At 56.0% G+C, this 15775-nt stretch carries 12 protein-coding genes; 8 read left to right on the top strand and 4 right to left on the bottom strand.

Going from position 1 to position 15775, the window contains the following annotated elements; genetic code table 11:
• Positions 1-13 precede the first annotated feature (13 nt).
• Complete coding sequence (locus QLG21_RS20125; protein WP_282485089.1) at positions 14-1696, bottom strand: alpha,alpha-trehalase; 1683 nt, start codon at positions 1694-1696, stop codon at positions 14-16.
• 434 nt (positions 1697-2130) lie between these two features.
• Here QLG21_RS20125 and QLG21_RS20120 point away from each other — a divergent pair, with 434 nt between their 5' ends.
• A complete protein-coding gene (locus tag QLG21_RS20120; RefSeq protein WP_137848799.1) occupies positions 2131-3471 on the top strand; it encodes a carbohydrate porin in 1341 nt (446 codons plus the stop codon).
• A 12-nt stretch (positions 3472-3483) separates the two neighbouring features.
• Here the strand turns inward: QLG21_RS20120 and QLG21_RS20115 are convergent, their stop codons facing one another.
• Positions 3484-4440: an AraC family transcriptional regulator gene (locus tag QLG21_RS20115; protein WP_282485088.1), complete on the bottom strand. Its 957-nt coding sequence runs from the start codon at positions 4438-4440 to the stop codon at positions 3484-3486.
• Positions 4441-4556: 116 nt separating this feature from the next.
• Here QLG21_RS20115 and QLG21_RS20110 point away from each other — a divergent pair, with 116 nt between their 5' ends.
• The 3 genes from QLG21_RS20110 (at position 4557) to QLG21_RS20100 (ending at position 7626) form a co-directional block, all read left to right on the top strand.
• Positions 4557-5750, top strand: coding sequence for an MFS transporter (locus tag QLG21_RS20110; protein WP_088208295.1), 1194 nt, complete (start codon positions 4557-4559; stop codon positions 5748-5750).
• A 123-nt stretch (positions 5751-5873) separates the two neighbouring features.
• Positions 5874-6833 carry a fatty acid desaturase gene (locus tag QLG21_RS20105; RefSeq protein ID WP_282485087.1) on the top strand — a complete coding sequence of 320 codons (960 nt, stop codon included), beginning with the start codon at positions 5874-5876 and terminating at the stop codon, positions 6831-6833.
• On the top strand, positions 6826-7626 hold the full coding sequence (locus tag QLG21_RS20100) for a PhnD/SsuA/transferrin family substrate-binding protein (protein WP_282485086.1): 801 nt from the start codon (positions 6826-6828) through the stop codon (positions 7624-7626). Before QLG21_RS20105 ends, QLG21_RS20100 begins: the two co-directional genes overlap by 8 nt.
• On the opposite strand, the gene QLG21_RS20095 is transcribed toward QLG21_RS20100, so the two are convergent.
• Positions 7606-9909, bottom strand: a complete 2304-nt coding sequence (locus QLG21_RS20095; RefSeq protein ID WP_282485085.1) for an FdhF/YdeP family oxidoreductase — start codon at positions 9907-9909, stop codon at positions 7606-7608. The two genes, QLG21_RS20100 and QLG21_RS20095, sit on opposite strands and share 21 nt — an antisense overlap.
• Before the next feature lie 184 nt (positions 9910-10093).
• On the opposite strand from QLG21_RS20095, the gene QLG21_RS20090 reads away from it, so the two are divergent.
• The 4 genes from QLG21_RS20090 (at position 10094) to QLG21_RS20075 (ending at position 14627) form a co-directional block, all read left to right on the top strand.
• Positions 10094-10906 (top strand): ABC transporter ATP-binding protein, encoded by an 813-nt coding sequence (locus QLG21_RS20090; RefSeq protein ID WP_137848795.1) that lies wholly within the window; start codon positions 10094-10096, stop codon positions 10904-10906.
• Positions 10907-10927: 21 nt separating this feature from the next.
• Positions 10928-11884, top strand: a complete 957-nt coding sequence (locus QLG21_RS20085) for an ABC transporter substrate-binding protein (RefSeq protein ID WP_137848794.1) — start codon at positions 10928-10930, stop codon at positions 11882-11884.
• Positions 11884-12891 (top strand): iron ABC transporter permease, encoded by a 1008-nt coding sequence (locus QLG21_RS20080; protein WP_137848793.1) that lies wholly within the window; start codon positions 11884-11886, stop codon positions 12889-12891. Before QLG21_RS20085 ends, QLG21_RS20080 begins: the two co-directional genes overlap by 1 nt.
• 440 nt (positions 12892-13331) lie before the next feature.
• Entirely contained in the window at positions 13332-14627 is a 1296-nt protein-coding gene (locus tag QLG21_RS20075; protein WP_137848792.1) for a hypothetical protein, read from the top strand.
• A 132-nt stretch (positions 14628-14759) separates the two neighbouring features.
• Here the strand turns inward: QLG21_RS20075 and QLG21_RS20070 are convergent, their stop codons facing one another.
• Entirely contained in the window at positions 14760-15584 is an 825-nt protein-coding gene (locus QLG21_RS20070; RefSeq protein WP_137848791.1) for a WYL domain-containing protein, read from the bottom strand.
• Between the last annotated feature and the right edge of the window lie 191 nt (positions 15585-15775).

Below are 15775 nucleotides of genomic sequence, written 5' to 3'. Positions count from 1 at the left end.
CGGCAATGCTCACTTATTGTGCCGACGCCTTCACCGGCGTCACATCATCATTTGCCGCAGGGCGATTCTCCGGCACGCTATCGCAAGGCTTCTCTTTCGGGCACACCAGATCCAGCATCTTCAGCGTCACGCCGTTGCTCCAGCCAAAGCCATCCTGCAGCGGATATTCCCCGCCGCCGCCGCCCGTGCCGGTAGAGGAGACATCATATTTCTCGACCAGCTTCTGCTCACGATCGTAGGTGTGCTGCACGTTTTTCAGGAAGCGCCAGGTCACGTCCATCGCCACCTTATCCTGACCGTAGTTCTGTAAACCTTCAACGGCAACCCACTGGAGCGGAGCCCAGCCGTTCGGCGCGTCCCACTGCTGGCCGCTGTTGATGGTGGTGGTGGAGATACCGCCCGGTTTCAGCAGGCGCGATGAGGCCGCTGCTGCAACCTTGTCGGCGCGATCCTGTGCTGCGGCTTTAACATACAGTGGGAAGAGCGCTGCCGCCGTCAGCTGATTACGGACCTTTTTGGTTTTCAGATCGTAATCCGCGTACCACCCCTCTTTTTCATTCCAGAGGTGGCTTTCCATCGCTTTTTGCCGGGCGTTAGCCAGGGCGTCATATTTGCTGGCGCTGGCGGTATCGCCGTCCTCCTGGCTTGCCCGGGCCAGCAGTTTTTCCATTTTGTACATCAGTGCGTTCAGGTCAACCGGCACAATGCTGGTGGTGCGGATGGTGCCAAGCTTTTTCGGATCGTCCATCCAGCGTGAGCTGAAATCCCAGCCTGAGGCGGCGGCAGAACGCAGATCGCGGTAAATCTCGGTGGCCGGGCGGTCAGGATTGTTTTTGGCGGTGGTCACGTCATCCAGCCAGGATTCCGGGCGTGGCGTATCGTTATCGTCCCAGTAACGGTTGAGGATCGCCCCGTCATCCAGTTTTACCACCCGCTTGTTGGCGCTGCCCGGCTGCAGGGCATCAACACCCTCCATCCAGTAGGCATACTCTTTTTCCATCTGTGGGCGATACTTCTTCAGCGCGTCGCTGTCATGGGTCGCCAGCAGTTCAACCATCAATGAGAAGAACGGCGGCTGGGAGCGGCTCAGATAGTAGCTGCGGTTGCCGTTCGGAATATGCCCCCATGTGTCGATTTCGTAAGCGAAATTGTCCACCATGTCGCTGATTTTGTCCCAGTGGCCGCTCTCCGCCAGGCCAAGCATGGTGAAATAGCTGTCCCAGTAGTAAACCTCACGGAAACGTCCGCCTGGCACGACGTAGGGCTTTGGCAGCGGAAGAAGAGAATCCCATTGACTGGCCTTATCGGTGGTGCGGGTCAGCACCGACCACAGGCCATCAATGTGCTCACGTAAATTTTGACCAGCAGGCGGAACATACTTTTCACCTTCCGTCGGCAGGGTAAAGTTCATCTCCACAAAGTGTCGCAGATCGAACCCGGACTGGGTGTGTTGCATCCGGTAGTCCGCCAGGATCATCAGCGGGTCGCTTTTTGGCACCGCATCGGCAAAGGTCTTTTGATCGGGGAACAATTTTGCGCTTTGCACATCGTTAAAAAGGGGGCCAAGCATGACATCGGGGGAGCTTTTCTCATTTGTGGTTTGCTCCTCTGCATAGCCGCTCACGGTAAAACCGAGTAGCGCGGCGCCCAATGTCAGGGGCAAAAGCGCAGGGTGTAAAGTACGAGGTCTTATCATCGGTGCATCTCCTGTATTCGCTGTGCAGCGTGTCCACTGCCGTCAATCACTTGAAAACCTTAGACGAATATTGCCCGCTTCGCGTGTTGGATATCCCATTTTTCGCACAACCAGACAATTTACCGCACCGTTCAGTCCGGCCCGGGCGTTCAAATATTTAATTGGTGAATAGATAATTATTATATATAGGTTTATTTACTCATATACAAAAGAGTACGAAATATAATTAAGACTTATAGTCATTAATGCAGATAATAATGTGAGTTGACGGGCTTTTTTACCGTTAATAAGATCAAAAACGTTCAGTGACGATCACATAAAGTAAAAATCATAATTACAAAACCAAAAAACATAATAGCGTGGTCAGGGTTATTTGTCCGAAATGTGAAGGCTCAACCTTTTGGGTATTCACTTTTATTATCAGGATGGATTCTATGAGATTAAAAAAACGGGTTATCCTCATGGGCGCGCTTTATTCAGGCTCATTGTTCGCGGCGCAGCCGACAGCAAGTATTGAAGACAAACTGGCGCAGCTGGAAGCGCAAATTCAGGAGCTTAAGCAACAGCAGCAGGCGGCGGCATCCCAGGCCAACCGCGTTGTCGTGCAATCCGAAGAACCCGTAAACAAGGCGGAACCGCCAAAACTGACGTTATCTGGCTACGGCGATATTAAATTTTACGGTGACGTCGAACTTAATATGGATGCCGCCAGTAAAACCGGCAGTCTGACCTCTATTAGACGTAGCGCGAATAGTGACTGGGCACCCGGGGATAATGAACGCTGGGATATTAATGGCCGTATTTTACTCGGCTTTGACGGCTACCGGAAAATGGATAACGGAAATTACGCGGGCTTTTCCGTTCAGCCTCTCGGGGATTTAGTGGGGCAAATGTACCTCGATGACGCCGCGTTTTACTTTGGTCATCAAAATGACTGGGAGATAAAAGTCGGGCGTTTTGAAGCCTACGATATGTTCCCGCTCAATCAGGATACCTTCGTTGAATATTCAGGCAACACCGCAGACGATCTCTACAGTGACGGATACGGTTATATCTACATGCTGAAAGAGGGGCGCGGGCGTGCCGACAGCGGCGGTAATTTCATGCTGAGCAAGACCCAGGATAACTGGTATTTCGAGCTCAACACGCTGCTGAAAGACGGCAGCGATCTGTTTGTCGACCAGCGTTATCACGGGGCCGAGCTTGAAAACGATAAAAACGTGGCCTACATCCGCCCGGTTATCGCCTGGCAGAACGGTCCATTCTCAACTGCGATAGCCATGGAATCTAATCTGGTGAATAACGCTTATGGCTATCGCGACAGCAGCGGTCAATGGGTCGATCAATCCGATCGTACCGGTTACGGTTTTACAATGACCTGGGATGGGCTCAAAACGGATGCGGAAAACGGCGTTGTGGTCAACCTCAACACAGCCTACCTTGATGCTGCGGACGAAACAGATTTCACCAGTGCCATCAACGGGCTGTGGCGTAACGTTGAGCTGGGCTACATCTATGCGCACAATGAGATCGACGAATTCAACACCTCAACCTTCGACGCCGAGTGCGAGAACGACTGCTGGATCACCGATCCGGGAGAATATGACATTCATACCATCCATGCGTCATATCTAATCCCTAACGTGATGAAGATGAAGAACTTCAATATCTACCTCGGGGCCTATGCGTCATGGGTGAACGCCAGTCCGAAAGAGGGCGACGCCAATAATGATGAGCGCTACGGCGGTCGCGTTCGCTTCAAATACTACTTCTGATAATGCCTGCGGTCAGGCCTCTTCCGGGGCCTGATTGCTCTCCCGCAGCGTGCCCGGCGCATGGCCGACAATCCGCTTAAATGCCCGGCTAAATGCCGCCAGCGAGCCGTAACCAAGACGCAGCGCCACCGTTTCAATGGGCTGATGTTCGTGGCGGATGTACTGAATCGCCAGCCGCATTCTCAGCTCGCTCAGGTATTTCGTCGGGGTCGTTCCCGTGGCGGCCAGGAAACGTTCCGCAAATACCGAGCGGGACGTTCCGGCCTCTTTTGCCAGCTCCGCCACGCTCCAGTTCACGCCGGGCTGCTGATGCATGGCGTAAATCGCCCGGCTCAGACGCGGATCCCGTAAGACCTGCACCCAGCCGGTGGCCTTTCCGCATCCGGCTTCAACCCAGCCGCGCACGATCAGCGCCGCTACCACGTCGGCAAGGCGCGCGAGGATCCCGGCGAAACCGACCTGCCGGGTCATGGATTCACGCTCCATGGCCGCCAGCAGCGGGTGGATCTCCGGCCAGGTGGACATCAACCGGCTCACCATCATCACCTCTGGCATCGCTTTGATCAGCGGCTGCATCCCGCCCAGCTCAAAATCCATGCATCCGCTGAAGATGATGGTGTGCTCACTTTCCGGACAGGGTTGGCAGGTGATGGCGCACACCGAATTGCAGATAGGCTCGCTTGGGAAAGCGCTCACCGGCGTAATGGTTGCCTGCTCGTCCGAGAGAAGGGCATGTGCGTTGCCGTTGGGGATAAACAGCGCATCGCCGCCGCTCAGCGCAAAGCTCGCGCCGCTTTCCATCCGTAACAGGGCTTTGCCGTGGCTGACGAAATGGAACTGGGCTTTACCAGATGCCTGATGAAACGCCACGCCAAACGGCGCGCTGGCCTCAATGCGGCGGTACTTCACCCCGGACAGGCGCATACCGCGCAACAACTCGCTGATCAAATCGGGTGACTGAACGGTCATCGGCACAACTCCGGACGCATAATCAATAAGTGGGGATTATATGTCATAGATCGTCCAAGGGGAACGCTCTATGCTTTTGCGACATTAGTCACATTTTTATAACGGGAGTACAACAGATGAGTGCATGTGTCGCGGCGAGAGAGGCGCAGGCCCCCGCAAAACCGGCCTGGCGAGCCGTCTGGTCACTGGGGTTAGGGGTGTTTGGCTTGATTACGGCAGAGTTCCTGCCGGCCAGCCTGCTGACACCCATGGCCGCGAGCCTGAGTGTAACGGAGGGGATGGCCGGACAAGCGGTGACCGCAACGGCGATTGTCGCGCTGGTCACAGGGCTGCTGATTACCCCGGCCACCAAAAATATCGACCGGCGTTGGGTGCTGATGTTCTTCTCGGTGCTGCAAATTATCTCCAGCCTGCTGGTGGCCTTTGCGCCCACGCTGAACGTCATGCTGATGGGGCGTCTGCTGTTGGGCATTGCTATCGGCGGATTCTGGGCAATGTCCACCGCCACGGCGATGCGGCTGGTGCCTGCTGAGCACGTGCCGAAGGCGCTGGCGGTGATTTTCTCCAGCGTCTCGGTGGCGACGGTGGTTGCCGCGCCGCTCGGCAGCTATCTCGGCAGCCTGATTGGCTGGCGCAACGTGTTTATCCTCTGCATTCTGCCGAGCATGCTGGCGCTGCTGTGGCAGCTTTGGGTTCTGCCATCAATGAAGCCGGAGAGCAGCGGCAGTCTGGCGACGTTGTTTCGCGTGCTGCGCCGCCCGGGGATGGTCGGTGGGATGCTGGCGACCATTCTTATTTTCAGCGGCCATTTTGCCTTCTTCACCTACCTGCGCCCGTTCCTTGAAACGGTCGGCCAGGCGAGCGTTGAGAGCGTTTCCCTGATCCTGCTGGGCTTTGGGCTTGCCAATTTTGTCGGGACATCGATTGCCGGGCATCTGCTGGCGCGGAACCTGCGGCTCACACTGGCGCTGGTGCCGTTCGTCATGGGCGTGCTGGCGCTCACGATGGTGGCATTTGGACATCTGGCGATGCTGGACGGGCTGCTGGTTGCGCTGTGGGGCTTTGCCTTCGGTCTGGTGCCGGTTGGCTGGTCAACCTGGCTTGCCACAACGGTGCCTGACGAAGCCGAAAGCGCCGGGGGGCTGCTGGTAGCATCCATTCAGTTTGCCATTGGCGCAGGTGCCGCGGGCGGTGGGGCGATCTTCGATCTCAACGGGGCCAGCGGCGTCTTCGCCGGAAGCGGCCTGCTGCTGGTGAGCGCGATGGTGATTGTGCTGATGGCCGTCAACGTGGCAGATAAGCGTGCCTGACGCCGGGGCGCGATAAACACCGCGCGATTCTGGCAAAGCAAAGCGATTTAAGTTCGTTGTTATTTCAGGCGCTATCCCGGATTGTCAGCGCAGTGTGCCACTGTCGGGATAGCGTCTGAAGCCATGGGAAACTACTTACACGCGCAGCAACGAAAGCATATTGACCATCTTGCCAGTCGCTGGCTGTGGCGAAGCGAGCTGCCGACCTGGATACTGATTATCATTATCTACGGCGGCTGGTTTGCGACGCTGACGTTCTGGCGCACGCTGGGTTTAATACCGGCCACGCTGCTGCTGATTGGCTTTACCGCCTGGTATATGTCGCTCCAGCATGAGCTGATCCACGGACATCCCACGCGCTTTGCCCGGCTCAACCAGCTTTTCGGCACGCTGCCGCTGGCGGTGTGGTTTCCCTACGGCCTGTATCGCGATTCCCACCTTGCTCACCATCGTAACGATTACCTGACCGTGCCTGTCGACGATCCGGAGTCATACTACTTCACCGACCGGAGCTGGGCGCGCCTTTTGCCGTGGCAGAAAAAAATCATTCATGTACGCAATACCTTCACGGGCAGATTGCTGCTGGGGCCGCTGCTGGATATTACCCTGACGCTGAACGGTGCGGCGAGGGCGTTTGGTCAACGCCACTGGCGCTCCATCATGATGTGGCTGGTGCACGGCGTACTGCTGGCTGTGCTCTTTACCTGGATGGCGCAGCGCGATTTCTCCCCCGTCTGGTTCGTACTGGCGGTCAGCTATCCGGCGCTGGCCCTGACGAAGGTTCGTTCTTTCTTTGAACATCGCGCGGCGCACGATCCTCTGGCACGTTCGGTGATCAACGAGGCCGGCGGGTTCTGGCGGGTGCTGTTTCTCAATCTCAACTACCATTCAGTACATCACGATTTGCCGGGCGTGCCCTGGTATGGCCTCAGGGCGATCTACGCGCACAGTCGTGACGAGTACCAGCAGCGCAATCAGGGGTTTGTGGTCAAGGGCTATGGTCAGTGGTTGCGCCAGTTCTGGAACACGCCGGTGGATGTCACCGTCCATCCGGGAAACCAAAAAGAGGATCGTTATGAGTAGTTCTGTCGCGTTTCCGATGTATGACATCGATCGGGACAATACCGAAGCCCTGACGCGGGCGGTTATTGCGCTTTTACAGGAACGCGGCGTCGCGGCAGGCGATGTCACGCCAGAACCGCCGCCTGATGACCTGCTGGCCCACTGGCAACAGCCAGGTCTGCTCCTGAGCCAGACCTGCGGATATCCCCTGATGACGGCGCTGCCGCAGGTGCAGGTCGTCGGCTGTTTTCACTATGCGGCACCGGGCTGCGAGGGCCTGCACTACCGTAGCTTTCTGGTGGTACGCGACGAAGATAAACACTGCCAGCTTGCGGATTATCGCCATCGCCGGGCGGTATATAACTCTGCGGACTCGCAGTCTGGCTACAACGCGCTGATGAAAAGGGTGGCCCCTCTTGCGGTTAACGGCCATTTTTTTTCAGACGCGACCGCCAGCGGTAGCCACCGCCAGTCGCTTATCAGGCTAAAGCAAGGGGCAGGGGATATTGCCGCCATCGACTGCGTAACCTGGGCGCTGTTGCTACGTCATGAACCGCAGCTGCTGGCGGGGCTGTCCATTATCGACTACACCCCGTTGACACCGGGTTTACCCCTTATCACGGGGCGCGACACCCCAGCCGACAGGCTACTCGCTATCCGCGATGCGCTGCATACGCTGGTGAGCGCCGAACACTATCGGGCGCTCTGCGCGGGGGCGCTCATCCAGGGTTTTAGCGCCGTTACGCGCCAGCCGTATCACGCGCTACTCGGCTGGCGTGAGGACGCGGCAGCATCAGGCGTTATTTTGCGTTAAAGGCCGAATCTCCTTTGAGCGCAGCGTGACGCGAATGGGCACCGACTTATAGGACGGCGTGCCGCTGTCCTTATCGAGATAGTCCAGCGGGACCAGCACGTTGGCCTCCGGGTAGTAGGCCCCGACGGAACCGCTGGCGATGCTATAAGCCACCACGGTGATATCCTCCAGGCGCTGCTGATTGCCGGGAAGTGCGGTGGTGATATCCACGCGGTCGCCGTGCTCAAGGCCCCGCTTTTCCATATCCTCTTCGTTCATAAATAACACGTCGCGGCGTCCGAACACGCCCCGGTAGCGGTCGTCGAGGGCATAGATGGTGGTGTTGTACTGGTCGTGGCTGCGAAGCGTAATCAGGCGCAGGATGTTATCCCCTTCGCCTTTGGCATTCTCGTCGACGCCGTCAAACACCGAGAACATCGCCTTGCCGGTTGCGGTCGGCCAGACGCGCTCGGTGGGCGGCAGCGGCATACGAAAACCGCCCGGAATGCGGATACGGGCGTTGTACTGTTCAAAGCCGGGGATGGTCCGTTCGATCAGATCCCGAATTCTGTCGTAGTCAGCCACCAGCTCCGCCCACCCGACCTGACTGTCAGGCAGCGTGGCGCTGGCCATGCCTGCCACAATTGCCGGTTCGGAGAGCAGATGCGGCGAGGCGGGTTTCAGCTTGCCGGACGACGCATGCACCATCGACATTGAATCTTCCACGGTGATCGACTGTCGCCCGGTGCGCTGCATGTCCAGCTCCGTGCGCCCGAGGCACGGCAGGATCCAGGTCTCTTTCGCGACCAGCAGGTGCGTGCGGTTGAGCTTGGTGCCAACGTGAACGCTAAGTTCCAGCTTCTGCATGGCGGGAAAGGCCTGCTGATGGTCGGGCATGGCCACGGCAAAATTGCCGCCAAGGCAGATCAGCGCTTTGGCTTCCCCGGCGATCATCGCCTGCGTCGCCATTACCGCGTCGTGCCCATGTTTCGCGGGGGGCGTAAAACCAAATTCCGCCTCCAGACGTGAAAGAAACGCGGCCGTCGGCTTCTCGGTAATGCCCACGGTACGGTTTCCCTGCACGTTGGAGTGCCCGCGCAGGGGACAAATACCGGCGCCGGGCTTACCGATATTGCCGCGCATCAGCAGCAGGTCGGCAATGAGGCGCACGTTGGCGGTGCCTTTGTTGTGCTGGGTAATGCCCATGCCGTAGGTAATGATGGTGGCGTTGGATTTGGCGTAGGCCTGCGCCACGCCCAGCAGATCCTGACGATCTAAGCCTGATTCCAGCTCAATGGCCTCCCAGCTTGTCGCCTGAATATCGGCGGCGAATGCCTCAAAACCCTGGGTATGCGCGTCGATAAATTCCTGGTCGAGCACGCCGCCTTGCTCTGCTTCAATGTGCAGGAGATGTTTTGCTATGCCCTTAAGCGCCGCTGCATCGCCTCCGGCTTTCACCTGGAAGTAGGTTGATGCAATGTCCGTTGAACCGTACGTCGCCATCTCGATTACGCTTTGCGGATCGGCAAAGCGCTCCAGCGCCCGCTCGCGAAGCGGGTTAAACACAATAATCGGCACGCCGCGGCGGGAGAGTTCGTGCAGAGTGCCCATCATCCGCGGGTGGTTGGTGCCCGGATTATGGCCCATCGAGATAACCAGTTCGGTGTTATCAAAATCGTCGAGCGAAACGGTGCCTTTGCCAATCCCAATGGAACGCGGCAGACCGGTGCTGGTGGCTTCGTGGCACATGTTGGAACAATCCGGGAAATTATTGGTTCCCAGTTCACGGGCAAAAAGCTGAAGTAAATAAGCAGCCTCATTCGACGCGCGCCCGGAGGTATAAAACTCCACGGCGTCTGGATCGAGCGCGCGCAGTTTCTCACCAATCTGCGCAAAGGCCTGCTGCCACTCTACGGGGCGGAACGTATCACTCCCCCGGTCGTAAACCAGCGGATGCGTCAGACGACCGTAGCCTTCCAGTTCGTAATCGCTTTTCGCCAGCAGCGAGCTGACGGTATTGGCGGCAAAGAATTCGGGCGTCACGCGTTTGTTTGTCGCTTCCCAGGTGACGGCTTTAGCGCCGTTTTCACAGAACTGGAAGGTGGACTTGTGCTCTTTATCCGGCCACGCGCAGCCGGGGCAGTCAAAGCCGTCGGGCTGGTTAGTGCGAAGCAGGGTGGCAGGCGCCTCCAGGGTGTCCATTTGCGTGCGCACGGCAATCGCCGTCGCTTTCAGCGCGCCCCAGCCGCCGGCAGGACCGTTGTAGTGGCGAATGCCGGGAACCGGGCGGTATTTGTTGTTCATCAGGACTCCTGCGGTGCGGTATGTCATTCAATTCTACACCTCGTTTATTAACCTAATGACAACAAAAAAACATCATTTAACGAGAAGCGAGGCAAGCACATGAGGGTTGTTAATTGTTATGTTATAACATATATTTCTCGACGCGTTTTAAACTGGCTTTTCGTTGAAGTAAAAGGATCACCCCATGTCCGTTTCCGTGCATCGCCTGTCATCAGGCAGTGTTGATAACGTGCTCGACGTCACTATCCAGGCGTTATCCAGCCCTGGCGGCACGACGCTGCTGTCAGACGTCTGTTTTGAAGCCAGAGCCGGAGAGTGCCTGGCCGTCATCGGCCCTAACGGCAGCGGAAAAACCTCGCTGCTACGGGCGATTGGAAGCGAGCTGACGCACCTGAAAGGTGACATCCGCCTGATGGGGCGCACCGTGACTGCGTTGACTCGCCAGCAGCGGGCAAAACAGGTTGCCGTGCTCTCCCAGCACGACGCGCCGGATTTGAGGCTCTCGGTTGAGGATTACGTCGCCCTTGGACGTATACCGCATGCGGGCGATGCCCCGCGACATATCCACGACGCCATCATCGACGATGCCATCCGCGAAACCGGGCTGCAGCGGCTGCGTGAACGATCGCTGTTTGCGCTTTCGGGCGGTGAACGCCAGCGCGCGGCGCTGGCGCGGGTGCTTGCCCAGACGCCAAAACTGGTGCTGCTGGATGAGCCGACCAACCATCTTGATCCTCCAGGGCGGGTGGAACTGCTGTCGCTGGTGAAAAGCAAGGGCATCACCGTTGTGGCGGTTCTGCATGATTTGACCCTGGCGGAGTCTTTTGCCGACCGCATTCTTCTGCTGTCCCGGGGGCGGTCGGTGGTCTGTGACGTGCCTGAAAAGGTGCTGGTGTCTGAGCATCTCTATCCCATATTTGGGCTAACCAGCTTTACCGTAGCGCATCCGCATACCGGGAAATCGCTGCGTATTTTTGACGTTCCACGCTGTGCGTGAACCCTGTGTTGAGAACCTGCTATGAAAAACTTTGTAATCGCGCTGACGCTGATGGCGTCGGCCTACGCCGCGAGCGCCGCGGATTTTCCCGTTACCGTTGAAAGCTGCGGAACACCGGTCACCTTTTCCGCGCCGCCCAGGCGGGCAATCATTAACGATCTCAACATGGCGGAAATGGCCTTTGCGCTGCATCTGCAGGATCGCATCGTCGGGCTGACCGGGATCAGCGGCTGGTACAAAATGACCCCGGACTTCCGGCAGGCGATGGGGGCGATCCCCGAGCTGGCGCCGAAATACCCGTCGCTGGAAACTCTGCTGGCCGCCGAGCCTGATTTCTTCTTTGCCGGCTGGAACTACGGCATGAAGGTGGGCGGGGAAGTGACGCCCGGGACGCTGGCGAAATACGGCGTGAAGACTTTTGTGCTGAGTGAAAGCTGCGTCTTTACCGCAGCCCACAAAAAGAAGGCCACTATGGACCTGCTCTATGGCGACGTCCTGACGTTGGGACGCATTTTCGGCAAGCGAAATGAAGCGCAAACGCTGGTCGAGGGTTGGAAACAGCGGCTGAGCGCATTGCCCAAACCGGCAACGGGCGCGCGGCCCCTGAAGGTCTTTGTCTATGATTCCGGGGAGGACAAGCCGTTTACCAGCGGACGATACGCGATGCCAACGGCGATTATCGAGGCGGCGGGCGGCAAAAACGCGATGGAGGCGCTGGATATCAGCTGGGGCACCACCTCCTGGGAAAACGTCGCGGCAAGCGAGCCGGATGTTATTATTCTGCTGGACTACCAGACCGGAAGCGGGGCGGACGCGCTGCGCCGCGTGCTGGAAAACCATCCGCTTATGAAACTGACGCCGGCGGTAAAACAGGGGCGCTACCTTAAACTTCAGTACGCCGAGCTGACCCCGGGACCGGCGAATATCGCGGCGGTTGAAAAACTGGCCCGGACGCTCTACCCGCAGGCCGGGAAGTAATGCGCATCCCGTACCGCTACCACTGGGCGCTGGGGAGTGCCATGCTGGTGCTGCTCGGGCTGATGGCGCTCAGTGTGGCAACCGGCACCGTTTCACTCACCCTGGGGCAGATTCTGGGGGCTCTGGGGCTGGCGGATGTTCCGGTATCGGAGATGGTGACCCGCATTGTGGTCGACCTTAGGCTGCCCAGAACGCTCCTCGCCGCCCTGACGGGCGCGGGGCTGGCCATGGTCGGCGCGCTACTGCAGACCACAACGCGCAATGATTTGGCCGATCCGTTTTTGTTCGGGCTTTCCTCCGGCGCGTCGGCAGGCGCGGTGCTGGTGATCACCCGCTTTGGCGACCGGCTTGGCGCATTGACGCTCCCCGCATCGGCTTTCGCCGGGGGCATTTGTTCGGCGGTTGCCGTCATGCTGTTGTTTCACTTCAAAAAGCAGCGTGGGGCGGAACATCTGGTGCTTTGCGGGCTGGCGATCTCTTTTCTCTTTGGCGCGCTGACCAGCTATCTCATTTTTTCTGGCGATCAGCGTGCGGCCAGCTCGGTGCTGTTCTGGTCGCTGGGCGGGCTGGGGCTGGCGTCGTGGAGCAACCTGCCTTTCGCTGTCTTGAGCGTGCTGCTGCTGGGCGGGTTCGTCCTGCTGCGCTGGCGCGCACTGGACGGCATTCTGGCCGGGGAGCAAACGGCGCTCTCCCTTGGGATCAACGTCAGCCGCCTGCGGGGCGAGATTTTCCTTTGCTGCGCTCTGGCGACCTCTTTTCTGGTGGCACTGACCGGGGTGATTGGCTTTGTCGGCCTGATGGTGCCGCACCTGTGCCGCCACGTGGCGGGCGTAAGGCATCTGCTACTGCTTCCCCTGTGCGGGGTGTGGGGAGCGGTGCTGTTGTGCGGGGGAGATATCGCCAGCCGGACGGTACTGGCCCCGCAGGAGTTGCCGATCGGCATTATCACCGCCGGGATAGGCGGGGCGTTTATTATTGTGCTGCTGACGCGCAATACGCCGCGATAAAAAAATCCACGCCGTGGCGTGGATTTTCTCGTGAAGCAGTAACGTCAGACGTTGAACCGTAATTTTATTTTTATATTATTGATATTTAACATTTTTATATTTATTAACTAATCTTGCACTCACATTCGTACTCACTTTAGCTGATGCTACCAGCTGAGACCAGTTATCACAGCTACAGCCAATTCTTGTTCACCGGATTGTGTGGTACGACTTTTCTTTATCAATGAATTGTTTTGATGGGATTGTCGAGTATTCAATAAGTGGAAGTGTAGTTGTAAGCACTTTCACAGGAATATATCTTATTTGACAGAGAGATTTTTGCTGGTAACGGGCATTTCGAACGCGATTGATACGTCAATCGATGGAGAGCCCGGCCAGAGTCCTTTCAATGACCATCAGGCAAATATTTCTGATACTTTTAGCCAAAGAAGGGTAATGTGATGTCAGATATTAATCCACAGGATGCTGCACATATTTTCCCCCAAGATCGGGAAGCGCTGTATCACTTGGTCTGGCGTGAGCCTGCGGAGCGTATAGCTGCCCTGTATGGCATTAGTACGGATTTACTGGCGAAACAATGCAGTGAAATGCGTATACCCAGGCCGCTTGCGGGTTACTGGAAAGCGCTGGCGAAAGGGGTTGCACCTGCAATCCCCGAGCTACCAGCTCTGAAAAAGGATAAGGTGGTGAAGGCGCTTGAGAATAGCAACCCACCAGTGCAACCTTCCACCACTGCGTTACCAAAACCAGTAATTTCCGTAACCCGAAAGCAAGCTCCTGTTACAGGGAATGGCTATGGGTTAATAAATGATCTCAAAACGTATCTGCCGGTCTCCTCGGTTACAGAAGATGGCTATTACAAGCCTACGAAAAAGAAATTATTGGATCTCAACGTTTCTGATACGGGATTTGATAGTGCGATAGAGTTCCTGAGTAGATTCTTTGATGCCCTGGGAAATAAGGGATACCGGGTTACGTTGGATGCACCGGGAGAAAGGCTACATCGTGCGGATATTGATATTAAGGAAGATTCGAAAGAGGGTGGGTATCGCTGGGGCAATCTATGGCGGCCTTATACGCCAAGTATTATTTGTATTGAGGATATGTACTTTGCGTTTAGTCTTGCTGAAATGACGGAGTATGTTCCAGCGAAAAAAGTCAAGAATCGCTATGTACGTGACGAACAGATGGGGAGATGGATACGGGGAAGAAATAGTGAACCTTTTCTTCACGTATCGAAACATACCTTGCCTACTGGGCGATTTCTGTTGCAGCTTTACTCACCTTATACTTCCGCAAAATGGTTACTTCAGTTCCGGCAGACAAAACAATGTGGATTAATTAGTCAGATCCCTAAGATGATTTCGGCAATGCAACAGGCTGTTCCGTTAATTTCAAAGCAACTAGAACAGGCCAGAATTGAAGCTGAGGAGTGGCGCATTCAGCGTGAGCGGGAACAAGCCATTTACTTGGAAAAGAAGCGGATAGAGCAGGCGGAGGAAGCGCGTAATGCCAGTCGTACTGAGCTGAAATCCATTATTGCCCAGTGGGCAGAAGACAAACGGCTGGAGCAGTTTTTTTACGAAGCAGAGATGGATGCAGCAATGCTTGATAACCAGCAGAAGATACAGGTCATGGAACGCCTGCAACTTGCCCGTCAGTTCCTGTCTGACGATACGGCAATTGAGCGGTTGTTGAAGTGGAAAACACCAGGAGAGTGGTTAAACAAAGGATGAGTCTATTTCCTCGTCACGGTGTTAAATTAATGTGGATTGAACCTGATAACCCAAAGCCGACATTTGGCCCGGATCGGCCAACTTAGCTCTGAGATACTTCGAATATTCTACAGAACTTTTTCTTACTAGAAATCAACTTGGGTCAAATCCGAGTTCGTGGGCAAGTTTATTTGAGTCAGTTATGAAGGCAAATACTGGCCAAGCCTTAGGATTTTCATTAACAGCAAGATTGTATTCAGCTTCACTTGCAGGAATGCGATTGTCGATCAGAAAATAACCGATTAGCGGTTTGCGAAGTGCGAACCGTTTGGTGATTCCATCCTGATCCAACTCATAATCGATCACGATTAATGCCTGCTGATCTTGGCTGAGGTGTGGATTAGGCCTCAGCTCAAGTTCGATCATCTGCTCCCACTCAGTATCAGGATTAGGTGGGACACCTCTACAACGTTCAAAGGCAGGTGCATTATCGCCCCAGTTCTGCGTGTTTTTCGAGGGTTTAACTACTTTTGGGGTGTTTTTGAAACGACCAATGAGAAAATCGCGATACGCCATATTATCCCAACAAAAAGCGCGTACGTGGTAACGGTTATTAACGAACGCGATAGCCGTGGGTGTTAGCCGTCGGCTACGTCCTTTAGGTGAATTCATTGTTGCTACTACAGCTTCAATAGACTGCTGGTGCTCAATGGCCGAGAGTAATCGTGCCAGAACACGCAAATTATGATGGCGTAACAGCATGGGCATTTCAGTGGTGTGTGCAGTTATGGGCGGCGCGAACTCTTCAATGGCCTGCCACTGCAAATCTGCCTTGGATAATAACACCGGCTCAAACCCGTCAGTAGGTTGATAGTAGGGAATACCCAACTGATATGGCTTTAGCGCCTTAGGCGAGAGTTGCTGGTAAAGCTTTATATCTTTCTGAGCCTGAGGGCGTGAGATACCAAAGGTTTCCATCAGCATGGTCGTTGTTAGCCGACGCTCCCAGAGCAACTGACGCTCAATGTAACACAAACGCAGCCACTGAGGGTGCGAGTATGCCCCAGTCTCTAGCCGCTTACTGGCTAAATCCGTTACGGAGACTGTTTGCGTGTCTGATGCGATCGCGGGTTTCATGTACTGTGAGTACTGCATATAGTGGCCCTTCT

The sequence above is a fragment of the Enterobacter sp. V87_3 genome (genome assembly GCF_029967835.1).
Taxonomy (GTDB): Bacteria; Pseudomonadota; Gammaproteobacteria; order Enterobacterales; family Enterobacteriaceae; genus Enterobacter; species Enterobacter cancerogenus.
This window is presented reverse-complemented; position numbering and strand designations above follow the sequence as displayed.